General features: G+C 60.1%; 3 protein-coding genes and 1 pseudogene. All 4 read left to right on the top strand.

Annotation, left to right across the window (positions count from 1 at the left end):
* A pseudogene (locus WBF74_RS07260) lies at positions 1 to 225 on the top strand (S-(hydroxymethyl)glutathione dehydrogenase); the annotation flags it as partial.
* Entirely contained in the window at positions 225 to 1,067 is an 843-nt protein-coding gene (gene fghA, locus WBF74_RS07255; protein ID WP_424437408.1) for an S-formylglutathione hydrolase, read from the top strand. The pseudogene WBF74_RS07260 and the gene fghA, both read left to right, overlap by 1 nt.
* Entirely contained in the window at positions 1,064 to 2,344 is a 1,281-nt protein-coding gene (locus WBF74_RS07250) for a flavin monoamine oxidase family protein (protein WP_424437405.1), read from the top strand. The genes fghA and WBF74_RS07250 overlap by 4 nt, the downstream gene beginning before the upstream one ends.
* Positions 2,345 to 2,388: 44 nt before the next feature.
* Positions 2,389 to 2,985 (top strand): SMP-30/gluconolactonase/LRE family protein (locus tag WBF74_RS07245; RefSeq protein ID WP_424437402.1); only part of this gene is annotated, 597 nt, incomplete at its 3' end.

Below are 2,985 nucleotides of genomic sequence, written 5' to 3'. Positions count from 1 at the left end.
ATCTCGACACGTCCGTTCCAGCTCGTCACGGGCCGCGTCTGGAAGGGTACGGCCTTTGGCGGCGCGCGTGGCCGCACCGATGTGCCCAAGATCGTGGACTGGTACATGGACGGGAAGATCAATATCGACGATCTCATCACCCATACCCTGCCGCTTGAGGATATCAACAAGGGGTTCGACCTGATGCATGAGGGCAAGTCGATCCGTTCTGTGGTGGTTTATTGATGGCTGTAGAGACACTTTCTTCGCATCGCTGCTTTGGAGGGACGCTCAGCATCTGTCAGCATGAATCCGTCTCCACGGGCACGCCCATGCGCTTCTCGATCTTCATTCCGGAAGGCAAGGGGCCGTTTCCTGCTGTGACTTTCCTTGCGGGGCTTACTTGCACGGAAGAAAACTTCACCACGAAGGCGGGTGCCTATCGCTATGCGTCGGAACTCGGTCTCGCCATCATCGCGCCAGATACAAGCCCGCGCGGCAGCGGCGTTGCCGATGATGAAGCCTATGATCTGGGGCAGGGGGCTGGGTTCTATATCGACGCAACCGAAAAACCCTGGGCGCCGCATTTCCGAATGGAGAGCTACATCATCCGCGATCTGGCTGCGGTGGTGCGGGACAGGTTTCCTGTTGACGGCAATCGCCAGTCGATTTGCGGTCACTCAATGGGCGGGCATGGCGCACTGACATTGGCGCTGAAATATCCGGAACATTTCCGTTCCGTTTCTGCCTTTGCGCCCATCGTTTCACCGACGCGCTGCCCCTGGGGCGAGAAGGCGTTTACTGCCTATCTCGGGTCAGACCGTTCTGCATGGGCGGCGCATGATGCGTCTGCCCTGATGATGAGCGGTGGTGCTGTCGGCCATTTCGATGACATCCTGATCGATCAGGGGCTTGCTGATACCTTCCTCGAAAACCAGCTCAAGCCCGAGCTTTTCGAGGAAGCGTGCAAGCTCGCCAAACAGAAGCTCACACTGCGGCGGCAGGAGGGGTATGACCACTCCTACTACTTCATCCAGAGCTTTATCGGCGATCACCTCGCCTTCCACGCGCAGCGGTTGCGGGGATGAATTTCGCCGTCGATGTTGCCATTGTCGGGGCCGGCGCAGCCGGTCTCGCGGCGACGGCGCGGGCGTATGAGCTTGGGCTTTCATGCTATTTGCTGGAAGCAAAGCCCCGCATAGGCGGGCGCGTTCACACGGACAGAGAAAGCCTCGGTGTTGCCTGGGATCGCGGCGCGCATTGGCTGCATTCGGCGGATGTGAATCCGCTGACGAAGATCGCCGATGCGTTGGGCCACGCCTATGTAGCGCGGCCACGCGCCTTTGACGGGCATTTTCATCTCGGAACCGGCTGGGCGACGAGCGGTGAATATCGCGCCTATCGCAAAGCCTTTGACGAGGCGGAAGAGCGTGCCGTCGCGGCGGGGCTGAAAGGGCGCGATATAGCGGCGCTCGATGTGATGGATAACACGTCGCGCTGGGCGCGGATGGTGGATCACATCTTCATGGCCATTTCAGGTGTGCCGCCTTCCGACATCTCCACCGCTGATCTCGCCGCCTATCGCGATACGGGTGCGAACTGGCCGCTGGTGCAGGGCTATGGTGCGTTGCTTGAATCGCTTTACGCGGGACTGCCGGTCGAACTTTCCACACCCGTCACTGCCATCGATACGAGCGGTGCTCTCATTCTCATTGAGACGCCGCGCGGCACGGTGCGGGCACGAAGCCTCATTGTCACCGTATCGACCAATGTACTTGCATCAGGGGCGATCCGCTTCACGCCGGAATTGCCGCCGCGCTTGCAGGCCGCACTGCAGGCGGTGCCGACAGGCCATGCGAACAAGGTTGCCTTCCGTTTCAAGCGGGATGTCTTTCGTTTACCCGATACGAGCTATGTCAATTTCATGGATGAGCGCGATGCGGCGCGGCCTGCCTGCTCGTTCCAGATAAGGCCATTCGGCCATGACCTCGCCATTGCCTATCTCGGTGGCGATCTTGCTGAAAATCTCGAGAGGGCGGGCGAGGCGGAGATGATGTCTTTCGCTCGCGCTGCTCTCTCCGACATGTTCGGTGCTGATATTTTCAGGGAGCTTTCCGGCGCTGCCGCAACGTCATGGACACGCGATCCGCATACGCTCGGTGCCTATTCCTGCGCGCGGCCCGGCCATGCGGCGGAACGAGCGGTGCTGGCAGAGCCGGTGAGCGAGCGCTTCTTTCTCGCTGGCGAGGCCGTTTCCGCGGACTGGTACTCAACCGTTCATGGTGCGCATCTCACCGGCATTGCGGCGGCCGATCAGGCGAATACCTATCTGACCCGCGCCATTGCGGCGGCGCTGCGGCGTTGACAGAATGGGACCAACAAAACAGTACGAATAAAAGGGAGGACGAAATGGCGGAAATGAAACTGATCGCTGACGGGCTGCAATTCCCCGAAGGGCCGATTGCAATGCCGGATGGCAGCATCCTGCTGGTCGAGATCAAGCGGGGCACGCTCACGCGCATCAAGCCGGATGGCACGAAGGAGATCGTGGCAGAGCCGGGCGGCGGGCCGAACGGAGCGGCCATCGGGCCGGATGGAGCCTGCTACATCTGTAACAATGGCGGCTTCGAATGGCATGATCGCGACGGGCTTCTCTTCCCCGGCGACATTGCCTCTGACTATTCGGGCGGGCGCATCGAGCGCGTTGATCTCGCCACGGGCAAGGTAGAAACTCTTTATACGGAATGTAACGGCATTCCGCTCAAGGGGCCGAACGATATCGTGTTCGACAAGTCCGGTGGTTTCTGGTTCACCGATCTCGGCAAGGGCAGGGGCCGCACGCAGGATCGTGGCGGGCTCTATTATGCAAAGCCGGATGGCTCGCTGATCAAGGAAGTCGTCTTTCCGATTACCTCACCGAACGGAGTTGGCCTCTCGCCGGATGAAAAGACGGTTTATGTCGCTGACACTATTCCCGGCCGTCTCTGGGCTTTCGATATTGTAGCC

It is taken from the genome of Parvibaculum sp., from assembly GCF_049672805.1.
GTDB lineage: Bacteria > Pseudomonadota > Alphaproteobacteria > Parvibaculales > Parvibaculaceae > Parvibaculum.
The sequence above is the reverse complement of the archived record's forward strand: the minus strand, read 5'-3'. Positions and strand labels throughout refer to the sequence as shown.

Coding starts and splice junctions, on each gene's coding strand:
- fghA (WP_424437408.1), top strand. CDS start 225: ATGGCTGTAGAGACACTTTCTTCGCATCGCTGCTTTGGAGGGACGCTC.
- WBF74_RS07250 (WP_424437405.1), top strand. CDS start 1,064: ATGAATTTCGCCGTCGATGTTGCCATTGTCGGGGCCGGCGCAGCCGGT.